Source organism: Streptomyces sp. RB17, assembly GCF_009604455.1.
Taxonomy (GTDB): Bacteria; Actinomycetota; Actinomycetes; order Streptomycetales; family Streptomycetaceae; genus Streptomyces.
Genome location: NZ_WEGL01000001.1, coordinates 166,988 through 187,675, shown reverse-complemented (window position 1 = coordinate 187,675; position 20,688 = coordinate 166,988). Strand labels below are relative to the sequence as shown.

The window sequence follows — 20,688 nt, the reverse complement described above, 5'->3', positions numbered from 1 at the left end:
AGAACCCTCGACAACCCCGCCCGTCACCCCCGATGCTTCCTGCTGCCGGAGCCGCGACACAGAGGGCGGAGAGAGCGATGATCCGACGCAGAACCCTGTTGGCCGCAGCGGGCGGGGGCATCCTGGGCAGCGCCCTGGCCACGGGCACGGCGAGGGCGGACGCGACGATTTCGGTCAACCCATCGACCACGTACGGCACTTGGGAGGGCTGGGGCACGTCCCTGGCCTGGTGGGCGAACGTCTTCGGCGCGCGGGACGACTTCGCGGACATCTTCTTCACGACGAAGACGACGACGTACAACGGCACGGCGCTCCCCGGCCTGGGCCTGAACATCGCCCGCTACAACCTCGGCGCGTGCAGCTGGAACAGCGTGGGCGGCGAGTCGATGGTCGCGTCCCCCGACATCCCGTCGTTCAAGCAGATCGAGGGCTACTGGCAGGACTGGACGAACGAGGACCCGACCTCGTCGTCCTGGAAGTGGACCGCGGACGCGACGCAGCGCGCGATGCTGCAGAAGGCGGCCCAACGCGGCGCGATGTCAGAACTCTTCGCCAACTCCCCCATGTGGTGGATGTGCCTGAACCACAACCCCTCGGGCGCCTCGGACGGCGGCAACAACCTCCAGTCCTGGAACTACCGCCAGCACGCCTCCCACCTGGCGTCGGTGGCCCTGTACGCGAAGCAGAACTGGGGCGTGACCTTCACGACGGTGGAGGCCTTCAACGAACCGTCCTCCTCCTGGTGGACGGCGACGGGCACCCAGGAGGGCTGCCACATGGACGCGACGGTCCAGTCGGCCGTACTTCCCTACCTCCGCAGCGAGTTGAATAAACGGGGTCTGACGACGACGAAGATCTCGGCGTCGGACGAGACGAGCTACGACCTGGCCCGCACCACCTGGAACTCCTTCTCGTCGACGACCAAGGGCTATGTGGACCGGGTGAACGTCCACGGCTACCAGGGCTCGGGCGGCCGCCGCGACCTGCTCTACACCGACGTCGTCACAACGGCGGGCAAGGCCCTGTGGAACTCGGAGACGGGAGACGGCGACGCCACCGGCCTGACCCTGGCCGGCAACCTCCTCTACGACTTCCGCTGGCTGCACCCCACGGCATGGGTCTACTGGCAGGTGATGGACCCGAGCGCGGGCTGGGCGACGATCGCGTACGACGCGAGCACCTTGCAGCCGGGCGTCGTACAGACTAAGTACTACGTACTGGCACAATTCACCCGCCACATCCGCCCCGGGATGACGCTCCTGGACACGGGAGCGAGCTACGCGGCGGCGGCCCTGGACCGGCAGGCCAAACGCCTGGTGATAGTGGCGGCGAACACCTCGTCCTCGGCGACGACCCTGACCTTCGACCTGTCCCGCTTCTCCTCGGTGACCGGCGGCCCGGGCGGCCTGGTCCCCCGCTGGAACACGGTGACGACGGGCGGAGCGGACCTCTACACACCGCACTCGGACACGTATCTCTCCGGTAAGTCCCTGTCGGTCCCCTTCGCGGCGAAGTCGGTCCAGACGCTGCAGGTGGACGGAGTGACGGTGTGAGGAAACCGGAGGGAAGTCAATGATCCGGCCTTACTCCGCCCTGTCACCACTCGGCAGTACCGTGTCCTCCATGCGCCCCGACACGCCTGCCGAGAACGTCGACCACACCGCCGAAGCGGCTCGCCTGGAGCGAACCGTCGGACTGTACCCGGAGGACGCCGAGGCCCTGCTCCTGAGGGCGGCGGCCCACCTCGAACTGTCCGGCGACCGCCCCGCCGCCACCGCGCTCTACGACCGCCTGCTGTCCACGACGGACGCCCTGGACAACCCCGCCCTCGTACGAGCCCTGAAGGCGTCGAACCTCTGGGAGTACGGCCACGAGGCGGAGGCAAGGGCGATCATCGAGGGTGTCCGGGTGGCCGCCCCCCGCGACCCGGCCCCCTGGGTGATCATCGCCGAGTCCCTGGAGTCGCACGACGAACTGGAGGCGGCGGCGGAAACCTTCACGGAGGGCGCCCGCCTGCTCCTGCCGGACGTCGAGGACACGGACCCGGCTCCGGCCACCCACCCCCTCCTCCACGGCCGCCACCGAGTCCGCCGCATGCTGGGCCTGCCGCACGACACCTGGGACACCCTGGCGGACACGCTCCACACGTCCCCCGTGTCCCTGGACGAACTCCACGACCCCAAACGCGTGTGGTCCCTCGGCTCCGACAACCCCGCAGAACTGGCCGCGGAGATCTCCCGCCTCCGCGCCGAACTGGGCGCCTACCGAGAGGCCCTCTCCCGCCCCTTCCCGGTGGCCGTCCTCCACTGGCCGGCCCCGGAACTGACGGAACTCCTCTCGGCATACCCGACCCTGTCGTCGGAGTACCCGTCCCACGACACCCACCTGTCGACCATAGAGTCGTCCCTGCGCGAGCTGTCCGCTTCGGGCACGGGAAACCTCGGCATCGTCACGGGCACGGTCCCGTCGTACGAGGCCTTCGCGGCCTCGGAGGGCTCGTCCCCGGCGGATGCCGCGCTGCTCCCGCAGTACGCGACGACGCTGGCCGCCCGGGGACGAGCGGTGGCTTGGCCGCCGGTGAGGGGGGCGGGGTGTTGGTGTGGGTCGACTCAGAGGTATGAGGGGTGTCACGGCGCATAAAACCATGGCCCGACGGGGCGCCCCTCCCCCACCACCGCAAGCCGCCGGCCCGGCCGGGCGTCCCGCCACCCAGCCCACGCGCCCCTGACTCCGGCGCCCACCCAGCCCACCGAACGGCAGCCGGCCCTTGGCCCCGCTCTCCCCGGGCCGCCCGCTCGCTTCTCCCCCAGTGCTGAAGCGGCCCGGGTCAGGGGTGGCCCGGAGGGCCATCGGCGCCAGCCGACGCGGGAGCGCAGCGGACGCGCCCTTGAGGTGGGCCGCGGAAGCACGACAATGCCGAGAAGCGGGCGGCCCAGCCCGGCCCCTATAGCTCCGATCCCAAGCGGCCCCTTTCCCAGGTAGGACCGCACCGCTCTGGTTACGCCGGCAGAATTGCTGCCGTGTCACATGCAGCGCCTTCATCCGCCGCCGTTTCCGCTCGCATGAGCCGACAAGGATCGCGCGACACGGCGCCCGAAGTCGCGGTCCGTCGGCTCCTCCACGCGGCAGGACTGCGGTACCGAGTGAACCGGCCGGTACCGGGCATGCCTCGGCGGACGATCGACATCGTCTTCACCAAAGCCAAGGTTGCGATCTTCCTGGACGGCTGCTTCTGGCACGGCTGCCCCGAACACGCTACGCATCCGAAGGTCAACGCTGCGTGGTGGCGCGCCAAGCTGGACAAGAACATGGCGCGTGACCTGGAGACGACGGAGCACTTGCAAGCCGCAGGGTGGACGGTATTGCGCTTCTGGGAGCACGAATCCCCCGAGGGCGTGGCACGCAGAATCGCGGAGTCCGTGGCACCGGGGCGGTCACGCCTCGAAGCCCAGACCAAGCCCGCGCCAAGCATCAATCAGGACACGGTCCTTGGTAGGGACAACCATCCACCTGAATAATGTGTAGACCTTGTAAAGGTGACGCTGGGCACATCCCGAACGCCGGGGCTTCCTGGGCACGAGGGCCAGCCAATCCAGACACGTGACGAGTGGGAGCGGGGGCGGTCGAACCTATGACCGACGAGTTCGACGGCATGTATGACACGTTCAAGGCGCTCCTGGACGCCTTCCCACCCTCCGAAGCGGTCAAGCGGCTGGAGATGCTGGGAGTCAAGGCGGAGATCGTCCAGGAGATCCGCGAGCGCCACGAACAGCAGACGATACGCATCAAAGAACTCGAAGAGCCCCATGCCGTCGTCCTCGGGAACCGCGACACGTGGTACACGGGGCCGCAGGACAAGGACAAGTGTTGGCCGGCGATCGTTGAGCTGCTGCGCAAGGACGGCTGGCCCGTCGAGCCCGCCATCCGCAATCTCGACGACTCCTCGACACGCGTCGTTTCCCTCCTGAACCACCCGAAGGAGAAGTCGTTCTCCACGCGGGGCCTGGTCGTGGGCTACGTACAGTCCGGCAAGACAACCAACTTCACCTCAGTCATGGCCAAGGCGGCCGACCGCGGCTACAAGCTCTTCATCGTCCTGGCAGGCATCCACAACGGCCTCCGGCGCCAGACCCAAGCACGACTGGTCCAGCAGCTCGTAGAGCCGAACCCGTCTCTGTGGTCCCAACTTACCGGTCTGGACAAGGACTTCGTCCCCACGGAAAATCCGGCTGCTTACTTCGGTAAGAACAACAAGACACACGTACTGTGCGTGGTGAAGAAGAACGCGACGGTGCTTCGCAAGCTGGCGCGGTGGCTGGACAAGGCTTCGGACTACCTGAAGGACTGCCCGGCGCTGATCATTGATGATGAGGCCGACCAAGCCACGGTTGCGACAAAGTCCATCAACCCGCTCATTCTCAACATCATGAGCAGCCTGCCGCGGTCCGCCTACGTGGGCTACACGGCATCCCCTTTCGCCAACTTGCTCATTGATCCGAGCGCGCAGGACCTGTATCCACGCGACTTCGTTGTGAACCTCCCAAAGCCGGAGGGGCACTTCGGAACGGAGGTCCTGTTCGGCCGCTACGCGCTCGACGGCGAAGATCCCGAGCAGGTGGACGACGGATACGACATGATCCGTTCGGTCCCCGACGACGATGTCCCGTGTGTCCGCCCAGAGACTAGGGCCGACGTCGAAGGCTTCGAACCTGTCATCACCGACACGCTCCGCAGGGCCGTCGAGTACTTCTGGCTGACCACGGCAGCTCGTCGTGTACGCCGCAAGGGCAACCCACACAGCACGATGTTGGTTCACACCAGCGTCAACACGGCTGTGCACAACAGCTTCAAGCGCCCGTTGGAACACTTGTTGAAGTGCGCCGCCGAGTCACTCACCGACGCAACCTTCCTCTCACGGCTGCGTGACCTCTGGGAGGAGGAGACCGCGCGTGTCCCTGCGGAAGAGTTCGACGAGAAGAAGGTCGACTTCGACTCCTTGGCACCCGAGCTGCCCGGTGTACTTAGAGGCTGCCGCGTCATCATGGACAACTCCAGCAGCGAGGATCGCCTGGACTACGAGAACGGCCCAGTCGTGGCAATCGCAGTCGGCGGCAACACACTTTCGCGCGGACTGACTCTCGAAGGATTGTCGGTCAGCTACTTCGTCCGCGCCGTCTCTGCGTATGACACGCTGCTGCAGATGGGGCGTTGGTTCGGCTTCAGGAACGGCTACGCGGATCTACCTCGGATCTGGATGACCGACGAGCTGGCCGAATGGTTCCGTCACCTCGCCACCGTGGAGACGGAAATGCGCCGTGACATCGACATATACATGACCGAGGCCGAGACACCACTCACCTTCGCTGTACGCCTGCGCACACACCCTGCTCTACGCGTCACTGCGGCGGCCAAGATGCGCGACGCCGTCACCGCAGCTTCTTCGTACGGTGGCAAGCGAGTCCAGACCCACTACTTCCGCACGGACGCGGACTGGCTCCGAGGTAACATCACCGCAGCGCGCAATCTGGTCGCTGCATCACGCTCGAATGCGGTTCGTATTGAGACCCGGTCATCGGAGGGACGGTACGTCTTCCGTGACGTGCCCCACAACGTGGTGACTGATTTCCTGGCCGCCTACAAGTTCCATGATAAATCACCCGAGAACGACGCCGACTTGATCACGGGCTATATCCAGAAACGAGTCAAAGAAGCCAACTCGCTCCGTCGATGGAATGTGGCCATCGTCGGGAATCCCGCAGGTGAGCCGTTCGACCTTGCTCCGGGCATCAGTGTCGGTCTCAACAGCCGAGCACGTCTTGCCGTGAGCAATCCCGATCCGTACTTCGCCGACATCAAGACCCTCATGAGCCGTCGTGATGCCGCTGTGGATCTGGACGGCGACACGGCGAAACTGACCGAGAAAGGCATCATGGACAAGCGCGGTGAGCTTCTCCCGGACACTGGCCTGTTGGTTCTCTATCCGATCGACAAGGTTTCCGCGCCCAGTCCGACCAAGGAGCGTCGCGCCCCGCTCAACGCAGAAGAGCACGTCATAGGTGTGGGCCTGGTATTCCCCGGACCCCAGCATGGGGACAGCACCGTCGAGAAGTACATCTCTGCCAATCTTTCGACACTGCGCATCGAGGACGAGGACTACAGCCTGCTCGTCGAAGGCGAAGACGCGTGAACGACGAGGCCTTCCGAAAGCTGCTCGAAGAACATTGGGTTGCGCTTGAGGCCGAGCAGACCACAGGTGAGCGCCGCCTGCGTGTGTCGCAACTGCCCGTGATGACGGGCCAGGGGCCCCTGGCCGCCGGCATCGACCATGAGGGCTATCGCCACGTGCTGGTTCCTGTACACACGCACCGAAAGATCAGGACCAATCCAGACGGTCCTGTACTCCGACTGTGCAAGCGTCCGTTGGAAGACGATGAGACCTATCAGGCCTATGCCGACCTCGCCTGCCTGCGTAGAGATCTCAACGACCTGTTCACGGACCTGTGTGTCGATGTGCTGAGCGCAGTCGCCGCGCTTCCCGAGAACCCGGTCAAGGCTCTTTATGGAGTACTCGACCGATGGAAGGCTCTCTTCCAGGCACAAAGTGCTCCACTCGGGCCTGACCAGATCGCCGGCTTGTTCGGCGAACTGCTGGTACTGAGCCGACTCCTTGCACGTGACTCGAGCGCTCACAGGATCTGGCGAGGGCCTGAAGGGCACCCGCACGACTTCCTGGCGGGGAAAGCGGCCGTAGAAGTCAAGACAAGTGGTGGGACTGGACCTCGCAAGCCCCGCATACATGGACTCGACCAACTCGACGCACCCGCCGGTGGGACCCTCTACCTGGCTTGGTTCCGTTTGGAGGCGGCTGGCGCACAGGATTCCGGAGTCGGCTTCTTGGAGTTGCTGTCTCAGGCGCTTCACGCATGCGACGACGAGAGTGCCCTCCTCGAAATGCTGGCCGCGGCCGGCTATCGGCCCGTCGACGCCGAGAAGTACCGCAGCACTCGCTTCGTGGTCACGGAGGAGAGGTGGTACGTGGTGGGGTGCGACTTCCCACGGCTGACCACGCAAACACTTCGTGGTGCAGGCGTTCCGGTGTCGGTCTTGGACGTCGAATACACGATCGACCTGTCTCAGGACACGCCGGCCCCCATGAGCGCCGACGATGCCGTTCAAATAATCGATCAACTGATCCGGGAGTCCGTGTGACGGTTCCTCAGTGGTACTCCCAGCCCTATCCTCCGGAAGGTGCGAGCGCTGCCGAAGGCATCCGCAACCAGTTGGGACGCCCGGAACTCGACCTGCTCACCATCCTCGTGCGCGAGTCCGCCCAGAACAGCTGGGACGCCCGCCTTCCTCAGTCCGACGTTCCGGTCGACTATCGCATCGACATGTGGACCGTCGGTCCCGCCCACGCGGGTGCGTGGAGGGAACTACTGCTTGCAGACGCTCCTGGAAGCGACAAGTTTCCACTCCGAGAAACGCTCAAGCGCGGCTCCATCCGGGTGCTGGCGGTATCCGATCGGGGTACCCGCGGGCTCGGAGGACCGACCCGCGCAGACGATGCCGTGGGGCTTGAACGCGACTTCGTCTCCTTCATCCGCAACATCGGGGAGCCCCGCGACACGGCTCTGGGCGGAGGCACCTACGGGTTCGGCAAGGGCATCTTCTACCTGCTCTCCAAGGCAGGAACGGTGCTCGTCCATTCCCGCTGCCGCACGCCGCGGGGAGAGTACGAGACCCGCCTCATCGGCTGCACCTTGTGGAAGAGCTACGTAACGCCCTTGGACCAGGGCCAACGTCGCTACACGGGAAGGCACTGGTGGGGTGATACTTCGGGCAGCGTCGTCGAACCGCTTGTCGGTGAGGCGGCCGAAACCACAGCGCATCGCCTTGGCCTCAAGGCCTTCGGAGCCCGTGAGACCGGTACGACCGTCGTCGTCATCGATCCCAACCTCGACGAACTCGAAAGTCCGGAAGCAGCAGCCGACTACTTGAGTGACACCATCGCCTGGCACCTCTGGCCCAAGATGGTCAGCACCGCTGACACCCAGCCCGCCATGCGTTTCTCTGTCACACGTGACGGTGTTCCTCATCCGGTGCCCGATCCCAGGAGCACGCGCCCGCTGAACCTGTTCGTCGCAGCATACGAAGCGATGGTGGGCCCGAACGGCACCGATCTCGAATGCCTCAAGCCGAAACGACATCTGGGACGGCTTGGTCTCGTGAAACGCATCATGCCGCCGCTCGAAGCAACACGGGCATCACGCATGTTGGACATCGAAGACCTGATCCATCATGTCTGCCTGATGCGCCCCGCCGAACTCGTGGTCACCTACCACTCCGGACCCAAACCGCCCAGCGCGAACCAGGGGTACGCCGGTGTCTTCCGTGCCGACGAGTCGATGGATGACATCTACGCCAAGGCTGAGCCACCCACCCACGACGCATGGAACCCGCACTCCCTCGACAGGCCGGAAAGCACCTTTGTGCAGACGACTTTCCGGCGCATCAACGAGGCTCTGGGCCACCTCCTGTCCCTCAATGGCGTGACCCGTCCTGGAGCGAGCAACGTGGCACTCGGCGCCGCCAGTTCAATGTTCTCCGGCCTGGTGGGTGGCGCCTGGGGAATTGGTGGCGCCACGGCCTACTCCAAGCCCGGCAGCACCATGGCGCGCGGCACCGGCTCGGAATCCGACGAGCCGAAACGTGCGGCATCCGGTCGTCAGGTACGGGCACGCGCAGGCCTCGATTCCGAAATGCTCGACGGTCTCGGGTCCCACGGCACGAACGCGTCGCTTCCCGGGGGCCTGGAACCCGCCAACGGGGGTCCCGCAACCCCCCGGCCGCGGGTGCAGTACGTCGGCGAACCCTATTACGACGACCGCGGGGACAGCTCGGTGCTGATTCAGGAGTTCCGGCTTCCCGTGCCGGTGCCCCAGCGCGTACGCATCGATCTTGCCGTCACTCTCCCCGGGGCCGGCGGGCGCGAGATCGACCCGCCCATCGGTGCGAGCATGCCCGAGTTGGTCGGTTGGGAGGACGACACGGGCCGCCTGTACACCTCGGATCCTCACGTGCTTGATGGCGGCGATTCCATCTGGCGCGCAGTCGTTCGGCCGGCGCCGGACACCGTGACTGAGATCGGTATCAAGGTCGAGGCGGTGAAAAGCCCGTGACTCGACGTGTCCTTCCCTACCGCGTTCCGTCGGAGGACGTGGTCAATGCCGAGCCGTGGCGACTCGTCGTCGAGGACGGTGAGGTAGCCCTGCCTGAGGCATTGCCGGACTGGGACTATCACATGGATCTGCGCGTGCGGAGGCACGTCCGCATCGATGTGGACCAGGCGCGCAGGCAGTCCGGCCTGCCCCAAGATGCCGCTCTTCTGATCTCCGTCGTGTGGACGGCCACCGGTTCAAATCTGAGCGGCCCGGCTCAGCACATGCGGTTGACGGGAGCAGGCACCGTCAGCACTGAATTCGACGTGCTTCTACGTGGTTCTGATCTCGGTGGTCTGCTGCTCCTGGACACCGCTCTCGTGCTGGCCGACCGGAGGAGCGACGCCCGCCCCTCGTCGCCACGGCGAGCGGGATCCGTGCTCTGGAGCGACCGATCGGAACTGCGTCTTCAGGGCGACGCGCCCCAATTCCCCATGGCCATCATCGACTTCGCCCGGACGTCGTTCCCGGACGACGCAGCATGGCATCTGCAGATCAGTGACGGCATGGAGCACGCCACCATGGGGGCTTTGCTCTTGCTGGTCAATGAGCGAAACGCGGTCACGGCCACAGCGTTCCAAAATGCCCCCAGGCCTCGCCCCATTGATCGAATCGTGCTCTCCGCTGTTTACGCGGACGCGGCCAGAACCATGATCGAGCACGCCCTCGCCGATGAGGACTTTGGAGAGGATGCCGACTTCCCGGACGGCTCACTGGGTGCCACGCTGCTCAGCCTGTTCGACCAACTCTTCCCTGGGCAGTCGATCACTGACGTACGCCTGCGCCAACGGCAGTCGCCGGCCTTGTTCGCCTCAGACCTGCAAGCTGCCGTAAGAATCTTCGAGGTGTCGTGATGAGCTTCCTATACCCTCGGCTCCTCGCCGCGCAGGCGAGACCACTCTTCGACGAGTACAGGGAGCTCACTGTCGGGGAACTGTCCCGCCGCGTGGCGGTCGCACACGACTCAGCCGTCTATGTGGCAACGGGCGGTGACCGCGTCCCCCCTGCTCAACTCCGCGAGCTGCGGGAGGGTGTTCTCGACCTGGCGAAGCAGGCCGGCTTCCCGGACGACTCCGACCGAACCCATAATGCGGATTTCGATCTGCAGTTGGCTGCGCTGCTCCACGCCGAGATGGGAATGGTGCCCGCTGAAGCCGCTTCCCGGGACGTATGGGCCTTTCTCGCGCTGGTCCTCCTCCCGGACGTCGCATTCTGGCGCTATCCTCTGCCGCCCAAGGATCGTGTTCTCGGTACCGACCTCACACGACACGTATTCGGCCGGCTCTGGTGGCGCGCTCAGCTCGTGCGCTCCACCGACGATCCGGAACCGTACGCTGCGCTCAAGATCCTCGGTGAGGCCGCGTTCGACCAGATCTACGCCCGCCGTGCTGCGCTCGGCGGAAGCCCCTACCTCGTCCGCGCGATCCTCCGCGTTTGGCAGGACCTGGATCTCAGGGGCCTGAACGAACGCGACACACTCCGTGATTTCCTCAAGCGATTGCTTCGGCTCGCGCCATTCGTCTTGTTCGACGGCATCGAAGAGCATGCACTCGATGACGAGCTGCGCGCAGTCGCCCGAGAGTCTGTCGAAGCGCAACGTCCCGACTCCCCGACGGCCACGGACGTCCCTGGGGCGTGCGTGAAGAACCTCGTCCCAAGCGATGCCCGGGAAGCTTCCCCTTCTGTGGTCCCGGTTCAGGATGAACAACCGATCTTGGAGTCCGTCCCCGGGACTCAAGGCGGCACTGGGCGGTTCAGCTTCCTGGAGATCTGCGCTGGTGCAGGTGCACAAGCACTTGGGCTCGAACGTGCCGGCTTCGACCCGGTGATGCTCATAGAAACCAAGGCCGACGCCTGCTTCACCATTGGCCTGAATCGCCCTGAATGGGACATCGTCTGCATGGATGTCCTTCAATTCCATCCTGGTCTGCGTCCTGATGTCATGGAAGTCGATCTTGTGAGCGGCGGGTTGCCGCGCGTGAAGTCGCTGGCGACCGTCGGCCGGACAGCAGACACCGAGGAACGCCGGGTGCTGCGCGCAGCAATTTGCCTGGTATGTGAGATCAGGCCGAAGGCCGTACTCTTCGAGAACGTTCCCGATCTCGTCGAGGATGCTGAATTCGACGCCGATCTTGCTTGGATCGAGACGGAACTACTCAAGGCCGGCCTACGTTCGAGCTGGAAGGTGCTCAACGCCGCAGACTTCAGTGTCCCGCAGAACCGCAAGAGCGGCTTCTTGATAGCCCTTCGCGACCCTTACTTCGCTCGCTTCACCTGGCCGGAGCCGAATGGAGCGCCGGCGCCGACCGTGGGCCAGGTCCTCGGCCCATCCATGTCTGCCCGAGGCTGGCCGGGAGCAGGGCACTGGATCCGGAGGGCGAATCGCATCGCCCCCGCGCTGGTCGGAGGATCCGACCGACGAGGGGGCGCCGACCTCGGCCCAACCGGCAGTAAAAAGGCCTGGGCTGCGCTGGGCGTGAACGGCAACAGCCTCGGCGACGAACCGCCTGGACCGGACTTCCCGGTCGACGATGAGCCCAAGCTCACAGTCCAGCAAGCTGCGATGATTCAGTCGTTCCCTGCCGACTGGAAGCTCCATGGCGGCAAGACGTCGCGGTATCGCCAGGTGGGGCACGCGATGCCTCCACCTCTGGCCACCGCTGTCGGTCTCGCCATCGCGGCTGCACTCCGAGGCTAAAATCGCCCCATGGTCACGCCCCGTCCCGTAGCTCACGATCCCATCACAGTCGTCGACCTGTTCAGCGGCTGTGGTGGGTTTACTCAGGGATTTCACGAGTTTCGCCCTGCAGGAGGAGACGCGGACGGACCCGTCTTCCACAGCATCGCGGCCGTCGAACACAATGCCGCCGCGGCTGCCACGTACGCCGTGAACTTCGGAAGCCTCCGACCCGACGAGCGGATCCCCGCTGCTCGCGTCCACGTGGGCGACATCGAGGAGTGGCAGCCGACGCCGGAAGCTCTCCACGCGGATGTTGTAGTGGGAGGACCACCATGCCAAGGCTTTTCGGCGTTGAACCGCGACAAAAAGGGCAGTGAACGCAATCGCCTCTGGGAGGAGTACGTCAGGGTCGTTGCAGAGATCCGCCCCAAGGTATTCGTCATCGAGAACGTCGATCGCTTCCTGAAGTCGGACGAGTTTCGCAATTTGCTCAACGAGGTTGAGGCGGGTGGCAAACTTTCCGAATATCGGCTGGTGAATCCACCCGGCCACGCACCCTCCGACACCAGCGAAGAGAAGATCAAGCGATACCTGCTCAACTCGGCCGATTACGGTGCAGCACAGGCGCGTCGGCGCGCCATTGTCATCGGCGTTCGCCGGGATCTCAGCAACGGTCGGACTCTGACGTACCCCCTTAGAACGCACCACCGGCGGCCAAAACACCTGCACACCACCGCTGCCCAGCAGTTCGACGGGCTGGATGCAGGATTGTCGTACTGGCAGGCGGTGGACGATATTTTCACCGAGTCAGCGGCACGCCACCTGCGAGGAACCGAACTCCCGGACGGAAAAGAGTTCATTCCTGAGGTAAATTCCGTACAACCGGGGATCTTCACTACTCCTGATTTGCACTTCGGTCGGAACCCGGAGGCACTTTCCAGAGCCCGCTATCGCGCCATTCCGCCGGGCGGGAACCGGAAGGACCTGCGCGACAAGTGGTACACAGTGGATGAGTTCAACGAGATCCATGTCTTCGACACACCCAATCCCTCGGGCGTGAGAACACCTGTCGAATACCTTTCGACCAAAAGCTGGGACAACCACAACACTGGGACCGGCGACGTCATGGGCCGGCTCCGCTACGGCGAGCCGTCGGTAACCATTCGTACGGAGTTCTTCAAGCCGGAAAAGGGGCGCTATCTGCACCCCGAGTTGCCTCGTCCCATCACTCACTACGAAGCCGCCCGCATCCAGGGGTTCCCACTCGGCTTCCGCTGGTGCGGCTCGAAGACCGAAATCGCCACACAGATCGGAAATGCAGTCCCGATCCCTCTCGGCAAGGCGATCGCCGCGTCAATATACGCATATCTTCGCAGCTGAAAGTCGTGCCACCGTGTGTTCGGCAGCCCGGAATCCTGCTCGGAATTCAAGTCCGGGCTGCCGTCCGCACGGGCAGCGCTGAAGCTCAGCCGGCCCGTGCCTACCTACCAATTGGCAACTTGTTCCGCCTCGGCCTCGAACTGGCGTTGGGCCCTGTCCAGAGCCTGGTCGGCATCATGACCGTGTGCCTGAAGCCAATGAAGAAGATCGGCGATGGCCGCGACCACCACCGTCTCGGCCATGATCGTGGCCAGTCTGCTCGATGGGGCCGGGCTCGCAGGCTGCTGCACGTCGTACAAGCCGAGGACACTCGCAGCCCTTGAGACGCTTGGGTTCTGGCCGTGGCCGTTCGGCGCATTCATGCCGGTCGCGAACTCGACCCACGTGACCTTCCGGTCGAGCAGGAGCTGAACACCCCAGCGGTCGGAGCAGGCAGCGACAAGTGCCAAGCCGCGCCCCGACTCTGCATCGCCCTTCGCGTCGATCAGCGTCGGTAAGGCCCGGCTGTCGGGGTCATGGATCTCGATGCGCAGGTGGGTGCCGTACATGGAGACGGCAAGGGTTGAAGGGGTACCTGGACCAACGTGCGTGATCACGTTGGAAACCAGCTCGCTGAGGCAGAGCTGGACACTTTCGATCAGCTCCGGTAGGCCCCAGAGACGCAGATGGATCTTCAGCACACGTCTGAGCGCGGCCACTTCCTCCGGCACAGCAAGGAACGGCAACTCCCAGGGCGTTCTTGGCGTACATGCACTGCATTCCATGTCTCGACTCCTGCTCCAGTGTGTTGTCTTGCGCTGCTCGGCAAGCAGTGGCCTGTCGCCCTGGCGCACGCCCACCTCCCCCAGGGCAGGAGAGACCAGGCGGGCATGCGCGATGCACTTCGGTTCGCCGTGGACCAGCGGCTCGATGCTCAACCTAGAAGCTCCATTGGTAAATTTGCCACACGTTCCGGCAAATTAACTCGATCGTGGATGGGGGGGCGAGCACACGGCAGACTGCCGTCCGAGCAAACACGGAAGGATCGACATGCCCCCGAAGCAAGTTCCGACTCAGCGGCAGAAGCGCCTTGGCTACGAGTTGCGCAGAATGCGGATGGCGGCAGACATGTCCGCCGAGGAGGCAGCGAAGCTCCTCGGCGTCGACCGCGGGAAGATCTCCTACATGGAGTCCGGCGTACGGAACGTCAGTGAGGAACGTCTGCGCACCCTGGCCCATCAGTGCGGTTGCACCGACGAGAAGTACGTGAGCGCCTTGATCGACATGGCCTCGGCCGGCGCTCACGGGTGGTGGGAGCAGTACCGAGGCGCTCTCCCCCAAGGCCTGCTGGACATCGCCGAGTTGGAGTCCAGGGCCGCCCGCATGCGAGCAGCGTGCACTGTGCACATCCCGGGACTGCTCCAGACGACGGACTACGCGTTGGCCGTGTTCCGTGCTGTCCTACCGCAACTGCCCGAACATGAAGTGGCGATGAGGGCAGCCCATCGCAACCGGCGCCAGGAGATCCTCTCCGGCAGCGCCGCTCCTGCCTTCACCGGCATCGTTCACGAAGCGGCGCTGCGGATCCAGTTCGGAGGGCCCCGGGTAGCTCGTGAACAACTCGAATACCTGCTCGCGCAGGCCGAGAAGGACGGCGTGACGGTGTTGGTCGTCCCCTTCGCTCATGGTGGGTTTCCCGGTGCGGGTCAAACCGTCCTGTACGCAGAGGGACCGACGGAGCAACTGGACACCGTGCAGATCGACAACTCCCACGGTCCGGACTTCCTCTACGGCGAGGCGGAGTTGGCCAAGTACCGTGCTCACTTGGATCGGATGGAGGAACTGACGCTGTCCCCCGGCGACTCGAAGGACTTCATCCGCGCCATCGCACACGAACTCCAGGAGGCGTGATGACCGAGATCCAGTGGGAAGAGCCGTTCTGCGGGGAGGGTAACTCGTGCTTCCGAATCGGTGTCGATGAGGCGGGCAACGCCTACATAGCGGTGCTCGGCCAGGAGGACCGTTTCATCAAGGACACTCGGGACGCCTTGCGCACCATGATCCGGGACATCAAGGCGGGCAAGGCGGACCACTTCCTCCGGTGAGACCGACCCAACGCCTCCCGCTTCAAGGTCCGAGAGCTCGTCGACTTCGCCTGGATGAAGACCTGGAAGATCCTGACCGGGTGCCACCTCAAGGACGACGGCGTCCATGCCCCATGCTCGACATCGGTCCGCCTGTATGGGCCGCAACGCTTGGCACTGGCGGCGTGCGTCAGTCCGTTGAGTCGTTGAAGTTCTTGATCAGTCCGGACAATTCTCCGAGACTCTCGACCCTGATGGTCGGGAGTCTCTCGGCCTCCGCCGAGCGCCACTGGATCGTGGCCCATGGTCCTCGGTGGATCAAGGCGGTGTGCATGCCTGCGGCGGCGGCCGGCCTGATGTCGTTGTCGATGCGGTCGCCAACGTAGAGGATCTCGTCATTGCCGAAGGGGACCACCTCGGCAACACGGTGGAAGAAGGCCGGGTCTGGCTTGCTGGCGCCCCAGTCGTCCGAGGTCCCGATCAAGTCGACGTCATCCGCGAACAGCTCCCGGAGGATCTTGCCGGCCCGGATCGTCTGGTTGCCTGCGATGCCCAGCCAGAGGCCATCCGAGCGCAGTGTGGTCAGGCTCGGCCGGACGTCTTCGTACAGGTCCTCTTCACCGAACACCTCCGGCTGTCCGGACGCGGCTCGTCTCTCACGTTCCTCGTACGGATCGAAGCCGGGGCGGAACTCCTGGAAGACCTCGCGGTAGTCACGTCCCTGGGCGATGACGGCGCCGAACATCGCGTGGAAGGTGTGGCGGGCCACGCCGAGCCAGTCGGCCCAGGTGCCGTACTCCCTGGTTTCGTCCACCAGGCATTCGCCGACGTCGAACACAACGGCACGAATCATGGGCGCAGCGTAGTAAGCAGGCCTTCTCGGCCGACAGTGCATCCGTGGCCGAAGGAGGCACCAGCAGCCGTGCACAGACTTCTTTCCTAGATCAACTACCCCACTTCGGGAATATTCTCCTGTCGTCATGGACGGCCTGTGCCGTGCCGCCCTAGCGTCATCTCCGATGGCAGGGGCAGGCCCTGCCCGTCGTACAGGGGGCACAATGGCGCGTGCGGATCTGACACGGCTGACCGGCAATGGGAACGGGGAGTGCGGGGGCGATGACTGCCCCAACGTGTATCGGACCAGCTCGGGGTCGTTCGTGGTCCAGGGGAACCTGTCAGATGCCTTCGACCCTCCGGGGGGAGAGGCACTCGTGGAGATCCCGGAGGCGGTCCTGAGGGAGGCTGTCCGTGCTCTTGGCTGGTGAGGACTGGCGGAGGACGTTCGATGCCATGCAAGAAGAGGCGTGGCGTCTGGAGACTCTGCCCGCCTACCGTGTGCCGCAGGAGGAAGAGGCCGTCCGCCGGTTCCTGGCCGGGGAACCGGTGACGCGTGAAGCGACGCAGCCCTGGTTCGACCGGGTCAAGGCGTACGTGGCGAGCGGCCGCAGTGTCGGGCGAGTGCACATCGTCACTCAACCCCTCACCGACTACCTTCGTTTCGAGTTCGAGCACTACCGCCACAACATCGAGGCCGGCGAGGCGATCCGCATCCTCGACGTGACCGATCGACCCAATCCTCTCGACGGCGTTCAGGACTTCTGGATGTTCGACCGATCGCGGATCGTGCTGATGCAATATGAGCCGGACGGAACTCAGATCAGCCGGGAAGTGTACGAGGGCGACCCCGTACCGTATCGGGAGTACCAGCGCATCGCCCTCGCGGAATCGGTGCCCTTCGAGGAGTACGTGAAAGGCCTTGACGCTTGATCCTCAGCAGCTAGGGCAGTTGAAGGCCGACCTGGCCGAGACGCTGCGAACGCTGCGCAAGCGAGCCGGGCTCTCCCAAGTCCGGCTCGCCAAGCGCTGCAATGTGTCGCAGTCCAAGATCAGCAAGATCGAGACTGCCGAGATTACGCCGAGCCTGGTCGACGTCGAACTCATCCTTCGGGCGCTCGACGCACCAGAGCAGCTCGTCGCCGACATAACGTCGCTGGCGCGGCTGACGAACACCGAGTGGGAGCCCATCCGGTCGTCGTGGCGGCGCGGTCTGGAGAAACGCCAGGCGGAGTTGGCCGGCCTGGAGGCTGACACGCTGGAGCTTCGCTATTTCCTGCCTGCAATGATCACTGGCCTCTTGGCCACGCCTGAATACATCCGCGCCAGCCTTGCGTACTCGCCTGGAGATATCTCGAGGACAGTAGCGCGGAAACTGGAGCGGCAGGCATTGCTGTACGACACCACCAAGCACTTCACTTTTCTCCTCACAGAGCAGGCAGTCCGATGGGCCGTCGTCCCTCCGCCTGCTATGGCCGTGCAGATCGATCGGCTGAGTTCGCTGTCCCACCTGCCCAACATACGAATAGGTCTTATCCCTACTGGCATAGTCATAAGTCGTGGACCCATGAACACTTTCACGGTCTACGACGACAGGCTGGCCACTGTCGAGACGTTCACCGGGCGGACAGTCTTCCGCGATTCCCGTGATGTTGCCGAACATCTGGACGTGTTCAGCCAGTACGAGCAGAAGGCCCACTTTGGAGACGCAGCCAGAACCCTCCTTCAAGAATGGGCCGCACTCTACCGTTGATCTTTAGTAGACAACGGGAATAAGTCTCGCCCTTCCCCTCCCACAGCTGCACCATGGGTGCGTAACAAATCCAGGGAGAGGCAATGGCGGATATCCAGAAAAGCTCAGGTGAATTACGCGTGCTGACAGCGGGTCAAGGGGAACATCCCGTGGGCCACGGTAAGGCGACCGGGTTCATTTTCGACCGCCCGCTTATGACCGTCCGCATCTCGCATGACTCCGGCAGAACGTGGGGACCCCGGCGAACTGTCTTCGCCACGGATGATCTTCCACCCCTGACGACGGCGGAGTGGCCACCGTGTCAGTGCCGGCGGTGCGACGGGCGCGGCAAGGACTCCAGGCGCTGACGCATCTGCCTCCCCTCCCATTAACTCCCGCCCACCGGGGCGGCGGCGGTCTGCCATGGCCGCGATCAGTTGAGCAGGAAGGTGCAGTGATGCTGGACGGAAACAAGCTGTATGGGCTCGACATCAGCGGGGCCTCGTTCGTGAAGGCCTGCGGTGGACCCTGCACGGAGGGGTGCGTGACCCTCGCTCGGATCGGCGACGACGCATGGGCGCTGGGTGACAGCAAGCGTCCGGACGCGGAGCCGTTGCGGTTCTCGACGGAGGAACTGGCCGTGGCCGGCATCGATCCGGCGCGGTTCGGGCTGTCCGTCTGATTCTCCCTGGCCGGTCCCGGCTTCCGTGGGTGAAGCCGGGACCGGTCCCGCTGATCCTTCGATGCCCGACAGGAATGACTGGTGCACTACCACGGCTATCTATGGGTCGGGGCGAAAGAGCGCTTCGACCAGGAGGCCCTACGGCGGCCCCCGCATCCCGAGCCACCGCCGGCGGGAAGCAAGCCTGAGCTGATCGAGCGCTACCGGGAGGTGGCAGCGGCGTTTCCGGCCGTGGATCTGCCCCCCTTGGAGACGGCGTACTGGCTCGTCAAACCGCGCTCGTTGGTGCGTGGATCGTGGGATGAGCCGAAAGATGCGGCCGGGTGGGTCGGGGCGCGCGTGGCCGAGTACGCGCCCCGGTTTGCCTCCGAATGGGAGCGCCACTTCATCGATCTGGCATTACTGGGCAACTCCACTGCTGGGAGGCTGGGTTCGGGGAGTGATGTGTCACTCGGCTTCTACCTTGAGCGGCCTTCGTACCTGTCGCTCGCGGTGGTGGCGTGTTCTCCGAATCGTTCGAAGCCTGAACTGAACTGTCCCGTCGAGGAAGGAGAGACGGCTTGAGCAGCTTGATTCCCTGGCAGCAGCGCTTGTCCACCGGTACGGAAGGCATCCAGGACGAGGTCATTCGCTGGTACCAGCGGACGCGGCACGGCAAGGCGTACGTGCCGGAAATGATCTGGGGCACGCTGCAGACGGAGGCCTACGCGCGCGTGATCCTCCGAAAGGTCGTCGATTTTCTCGGCGTGCCTGACGACGTGGCAGCGGGTGCGGCCAAGCGCATGGAACGTCAGCAGGTCCTGTACGACGGCGAGCATCACTACGACGTGATCCTCGGGGAGCGAGCCCTGTACACGAATGTCGGGGGGCCGGAGGTCATGCATGGGCAGATGGAACGCCTGCTCCGCGACATCGGGCTGCCCTCGCTCACCCTTGGCATCCTCCCGTCCGCCGCGGAAGTGAGCGTCGTGCCCATGCCCGGCTTCAGCTTGTACGACGGCGGGCGTGCCCACTATGAGCTCGTGTCGACCGGCGTGGACATCACACACCCGGACGAACTCGCCCTTCATGAAAAGGCATTCGACGCCCTGAGCAGGTCTGCACACTATGGGGATGCCGCCCGCGGACTGATCAGCAAAGCCGCAGCCTTCTGGGACGAGGGCTGAGGATCGGCATGGCCGTCGTGGAGTGTCGTATGTCTGTCTCCGTCGACCGGCGCCTGCGGGTTGTGCCCGATTGATCGGTGCTTGACCGTGTGGAGCAGTCGCTTCACACCTGCCTGGACCGGCATGCGGGGTGCGGAAGCGCTGGACGCCCACCTCCACGCGGGAGGAGCCGCCTGCGGCGCTCGGGGGTTGTGGAGGTATCCGGAGATGCGGGATGGACTGAGCTGTGTCATCATCCACCGGCGCGTCGCCGTCCGGTATGGGGTGATTTGCACATAATCTCCGTCACTGAAAGAAGTCGATCTGCCACAGATCGCATCCACTTCTCGCCACGGAGATGACATGCACAAGCTTCACAAGGCCGCCGTCCTGGTCGCCGCCGTCGGGAGCGTCGGGCTTCTGGCCTCAGGCACCGCCTTCGCAGGCGGCGAAGGCGGCGGCGAGGGCGGGGGCGCCAGCGTCCTGCAGAGCTCCAACTGCAAGTCGCACGACCTCAACATCGACGTCCTCGGCGAGGTCAACCTCATCGGCGGCGCGCTGGGCAGCGCGCTCGGCGGCGAGGGCGACCCGGGCGCGCAGTCCACCCACCTCGGGTCGACGATGGGCTGCAACAACAGCGCCTTCTAAGAGCCGCCCGAGAGGCGGTTCGCTACCGCCCGGCGGCCGAAAAGCGGCGGCCGGCCAGGCTTCCGGTGGGCCGGCCGGCCGCTTCACCAAAGCACTGCCGAAGGCACTGCCGAAGGCAGCGCCAACAGCACTGCCAACGGCAACACCAACCGCTCGGCAGCGGCACCGGGATGCTGTCGCGACCTCACTGCGCACGGGTACACCTGACGGAACCCGTATGCGCGCGAAGTTGCCGCCCATCCGCATGACGGACCGAGCAACCCACCAAGCCCCCCGCGACGACGGCGAGTTCCGCGGGGGGCTTCT

At 64.7% G+C, this 20,688-nt stretch carries 20 protein-coding genes; 18 read left to right on the top strand and 2 right to left on the bottom strand.

Translation table 11 applies throughout. The features are described 5' to 3' along the window. The first annotated feature begins 77 nt into the window (after positions 1-77). The 9 genes from SRB17_RS00850 (at position 78) to SRB17_RS00810 (ending at position 13,278) form a co-directional block, all read left to right on the top strand. Entirely contained in the window at positions 78-1,553 is a 1,476-nt protein-coding gene (locus SRB17_RS00850) for a beta-1,6-galactanase (RefSeq protein WP_153533722.1), read from the top strand. A gap of 70 nt (positions 1,554-1,623) precedes the next feature. Continuing rightward, positions 1,624-2,640, top strand: a complete 1,017-nt coding sequence (locus SRB17_RS00845) for a hypothetical protein (RefSeq protein ID WP_153533720.1) — start codon at positions 1,624-1,626, stop codon at positions 2,638-2,640. Positions 2,641-3,062: 422 nt separating this feature from the next. After that, the gene (locus tag SRB17_RS00840) at positions 3,063-3,518 is read left to right on the top strand and encodes a very short patch repair endonuclease (RefSeq protein WP_153535495.1); all 456 of its coding nucleotides are present in this window, start codon (positions 3,063-3,065) and stop codon (positions 3,516-3,518) included. Between the two features lie 113 nt (positions 3,519-3,631). Further along, positions 3,632-6,187, top strand: a complete 2,556-nt coding sequence (locus SRB17_RS00835) for a Z1 domain-containing protein (protein WP_153533718.1) — start codon at positions 3,632-3,634, stop codon at positions 6,185-6,187. After that, positions 6,184-7,209, top strand: coding sequence for a PD-(D/E)XK motif protein (locus SRB17_RS00830; RefSeq protein ID WP_323374799.1), 1,026 nt, complete (start codon positions 6,184-6,186; stop codon positions 7,207-7,209). The genes SRB17_RS00835 and SRB17_RS00830 overlap by 4 nt, the downstream gene beginning before the upstream one ends. Then, positions 7,206-9,179 (top strand): hypothetical protein, encoded by a 1,974-nt coding sequence (locus SRB17_RS00825; protein WP_153533716.1) that lies wholly within the window; start codon positions 7,206-7,208, stop codon positions 9,177-9,179. The genes SRB17_RS00830 and SRB17_RS00825 overlap by 4 nt, the downstream gene beginning before the upstream one ends. A 38-nt stretch (positions 9,180-9,217) precedes the next feature. After that, positions 9,218-10,072: a hypothetical protein gene (locus tag SRB17_RS45870; protein WP_228395806.1), complete on the top strand. Its 855-nt coding sequence runs from the start codon at positions 9,218-9,220 to the stop codon at positions 10,070-10,072. Next, the gene (locus SRB17_RS47930; RefSeq protein ID WP_323374798.1) at positions 10,072-11,916 is read left to right on the top strand and encodes a DNA cytosine methyltransferase; all 1,845 of its coding nucleotides are present in this window, start codon (positions 10,072-10,074) and stop codon (positions 11,914-11,916) included. The genes SRB17_RS45870 and SRB17_RS47930 overlap by 1 nt, the downstream gene beginning before the upstream one ends. 9 nt (positions 11,917-11,925) lie before the next feature. Beyond that, positions 11,926-13,278, top strand: coding sequence for a DNA cytosine methyltransferase (locus tag SRB17_RS00810; RefSeq protein WP_153533714.1), 1,353 nt, complete (start codon positions 11,926-11,928; stop codon positions 13,276-13,278). Positions 13,279-13,382: 104 nt separating this feature from the next. On the opposite strand, the gene SRB17_RS00805 is transcribed toward SRB17_RS00810, so the two are convergent. Further along, positions 13,383-14,195: an ATP-binding protein gene (locus tag SRB17_RS00805; protein ID WP_323374797.1), complete on the bottom strand. Its 813-nt coding sequence runs from the start codon at positions 14,193-14,195 to the stop codon at positions 13,383-13,385. A 112-nt stretch (positions 14,196-14,307) separates the two neighbouring features. Between SRB17_RS00805 and SRB17_RS00800 the strand changes: the two genes are divergently transcribed. Both SRB17_RS00800 and SRB17_RS00795 read left to right on the top strand, forming a co-directional pair. Next, positions 14,308-15,168, top strand: a complete 861-nt coding sequence (locus SRB17_RS00800; RefSeq protein WP_153533712.1) for a helix-turn-helix domain-containing protein — start codon at positions 14,308-14,310, stop codon at positions 15,166-15,168. Continuing rightward, on the top strand, positions 15,168-15,362 hold the full coding sequence (locus SRB17_RS00795) for a hypothetical protein (protein ID WP_153533710.1): 195 nt from the start codon (positions 15,168-15,170) through the stop codon (positions 15,360-15,362). Before SRB17_RS00800 ends, SRB17_RS00795 begins: the two co-directional genes overlap by 1 nt. 169 nt (positions 15,363-15,531) lie before the next feature. Here the strand turns inward: SRB17_RS00795 and SRB17_RS00790 are convergent, their stop codons facing one another. Then, positions 15,532-16,194: an HAD family hydrolase gene (locus SRB17_RS00790; RefSeq protein ID WP_153533708.1), complete on the bottom strand. Its 663-nt coding sequence runs from the start codon at positions 16,192-16,194 to the stop codon at positions 15,532-15,534. Between the two features lie 205 nt (positions 16,195-16,399). Here SRB17_RS00790 and SRB17_RS45855 point away from each other — a divergent pair, with 205 nt between their 5' ends. The 7 genes from SRB17_RS45855 (at position 16,400) to SRB17_RS00755 (ending at position 20,382) form a co-directional block, all read left to right on the top strand. Next, positions 16,400-16,606: a hypothetical protein gene (locus SRB17_RS45855; protein ID WP_153533706.1), complete on the top strand. Its 207-nt coding sequence runs from the start codon at positions 16,400-16,402 to the stop codon at positions 16,604-16,606. After that, positions 16,590-17,108, top strand: a complete 519-nt coding sequence (locus SRB17_RS00780) for a DUF6879 family protein (RefSeq protein ID WP_323374796.1) — start codon at positions 16,590-16,592, stop codon at positions 17,106-17,108. Before SRB17_RS45855 ends, SRB17_RS00780 begins: the two co-directional genes overlap by 17 nt. Then, on the top strand, positions 17,098-17,928 hold the full coding sequence (locus SRB17_RS00775; protein ID WP_153533704.1) for a helix-turn-helix domain-containing protein: 831 nt from the start codon (positions 17,098-17,100) through the stop codon (positions 17,926-17,928). Before SRB17_RS00780 ends, SRB17_RS00775 begins: the two co-directional genes overlap by 11 nt. A gap of 436 nt (positions 17,929-18,364) precedes the next feature. Beyond that, positions 18,365-18,589: a DUF397 domain-containing protein gene (locus SRB17_RS00770; protein ID WP_153533702.1), complete on the top strand. Its 225-nt coding sequence runs from the start codon at positions 18,365-18,367 to the stop codon at positions 18,587-18,589. Between the two features lie 81 nt (positions 18,590-18,670). Continuing rightward, complete coding sequence (locus SRB17_RS00765) at positions 18,671-19,153, top strand: hypothetical protein (RefSeq protein WP_323374795.1); 483 nt, start codon at positions 18,671-18,673, stop codon at positions 19,151-19,153. Continuing rightward, complete coding sequence (locus tag SRB17_RS00760) at positions 19,150-19,755, top strand: DUF5753 domain-containing protein (RefSeq protein WP_153533698.1); 606 nt, start codon at positions 19,150-19,152, stop codon at positions 19,753-19,755. The genes SRB17_RS00765 and SRB17_RS00760 overlap by 4 nt, the downstream gene beginning before the upstream one ends. A 342-nt stretch (positions 19,756-20,097) precedes the next feature. Then, the gene (locus SRB17_RS00755; RefSeq protein WP_153533696.1) at positions 20,098-20,382 is read left to right on the top strand and encodes a hypothetical protein; all 285 of its coding nucleotides are present in this window, start codon (positions 20,098-20,100) and stop codon (positions 20,380-20,382) included. Positions 20,383-20,688 lie beyond the last annotated feature (306 nt).

Bases quoted from the DNA above. Each gene is read 5' to 3' on its own strand.
- SRB17_RS00810 (WP_153533714.1), top strand. From the start codon at position 11,926: ATGGTCACGCCCCGTCCCGTAGCTCACGATCCCATCACAGTCGTCGAC.
- SRB17_RS00835 (WP_153533718.1), top strand. From the start codon at position 3,632: ATGACCGACGAGTTCGACGGCATGTATGACACGTTCAAGGCGCTCCTG.
- SRB17_RS00770 (WP_153533702.1), top strand. From the start codon at position 18,365: ATGCTGGACGGAAACAAGCTGTATGGGCTCGACATCAGCGGGGCCTCG.
- SRB17_RS00790 (WP_153533708.1), bottom strand. From the start codon at position 16,194: ATGATTCGTGCCGTTGTGTTCGACGTCGGCGAATGCCTGGTGGACGAA.
- SRB17_RS47930 (WP_323374798.1), top strand. From the start codon at position 10,072: ATGAGCTTCCTATACCCTCGGCTCCTCGCCGCGCAGGCGAGACCACTC.
- SRB17_RS00840 (WP_153535495.1), top strand. From the start codon at position 3,063: ATGAGCCGACAAGGATCGCGCGACACGGCGCCCGAAGTCGCGGTCCGT.
- SRB17_RS00845 (WP_153533720.1), top strand. From the start codon at position 1,624: ATGCGCCCCGACACGCCTGCCGAGAACGTCGACCACACCGCCGAAGCG.
- SRB17_RS45855 (WP_153533706.1), top strand. From the start codon at position 16,400: ATGGCGCGTGCGGATCTGACACGGCTGACCGGCAATGGGAACGGGGAG.
- SRB17_RS00800 (WP_153533712.1), top strand. From the start codon at position 14,308: ATGCCCCCGAAGCAAGTTCCGACTCAGCGGCAGAAGCGCCTTGGCTAC.
- SRB17_RS00850 (WP_153533722.1), top strand. From the start codon at position 78: ATGATCCGACGCAGAACCCTGTTGGCCGCAGCGGGCGGGGGCATCCTG.
- SRB17_RS00795 (WP_153533710.1), top strand. From the start codon at position 15,168: ATGACCGAGATCCAGTGGGAAGAGCCGTTCTGCGGGGAGGGTAACTCG.
- SRB17_RS00755 (WP_153533696.1), top strand. From the start codon at position 20,098: ATGCACAAGCTTCACAAGGCCGCCGTCCTGGTCGCCGCCGTCGGGAGC.